General features: G+C 46.2%; 1 protein-coding gene. It reads left to right on the plus strand.

Annotation, left to right across the window (positions count from 1 at the left end):
- The coding region (locus tag BCU84_RS20885; protein ID WP_206747659.1) for a hypothetical protein at window positions 1–181 on the plus strand (181 nt) is incomplete at its 5' end.
- Window positions 182–994: the final 813 nt, after the last annotated feature.

Below are 994 nucleotides of genomic sequence, written 5' to 3' on the forward strand. Positions count from 1 at the left end.
CGTAAGCGTTAGTGATTTTTTGCAGCTTGCCGAAGAAGACTACAAAAAATGGTTAACGCTAGATGATTCTCCGTTGGAAATTTTGCTGTTTAAATTTCGCCGGAGCGGCGAGGGTGATGCAAGAGGGAGTTGCCGTCCACTCCCTTTTGCTCGGGTGTGGGTGGAAAACCCACGACGTTAATCCAAACGAAGTTTGGAAGTATGGAAATAAGAAATAAAGTCGTGGCGCTTCGCCCACACCAGACGAAAGGGAAACAACAGCATTTCCCTTTTCGATATCCCTTGCCGCTCCGACGAAGTGTTGTTCCTCATGCTATAGAGCGAATTAGCTACCGCCTCAGATTCGCCATCCCTGGCTCAACTGAGGCTATGTCGGCGTCCTGCCTCCATCACGCAAATTAGCTCAACGCATTCGGACACTTCCAACGGAGATTATTGAGTCTGCGAGTTCATTTGTTGTTACAGGGCTCATTCTGTAAAGGTTTAAAACTGCTTTTGATCTTATTTGAATGTTCAATTTAAATAGAGGTCGCCGAGAAAATAGCGTGAGCCTGACATGGATGTCAGGTTAGCTTTCGGGGGCCATGGATGGCCCATCGGAAGCGTTAGCATTTTCGACAAAGACCGAGGCAGGCTACAAATGACGTCAAAAGCTGGATCAGACTCCGTTGGAAATTTTGCTGTATAAATTTCGTCGGAGCGGCGAGGGTGATGCAAGAGGGAGTTGCCGTACACTCCCTTTTGCTCGGGTGTGGGTGGAAAACCCACGACGTTAATCCAAACGAAGTTTGGATATGTAAATAAAGTCCTGCCTCCATCACGCAAATTAGCTCAACGCATTCGGACACTTCCAACGGAGGCTATTGAGCCCGCAGGTTCGTTTGGCTTAGTTAGGTTAAAAAGTAGAGATAATATAGTTGTGGTGCTTTTGGTGCTTTTGGTGCTTTTGGTACTTTGATCTTATTTGAATGTTTAATTTGAATTGAGGTAAGCA

The sequence above is a fragment of the Shewanella sp. 10N.286.51.B7 genome (assembly GCF_002873615.1).
Taxonomy (GTDB): Bacteria; Pseudomonadota; Gammaproteobacteria; order Enterobacterales; family Shewanellaceae; genus Shewanella; species Shewanella electrodiphila.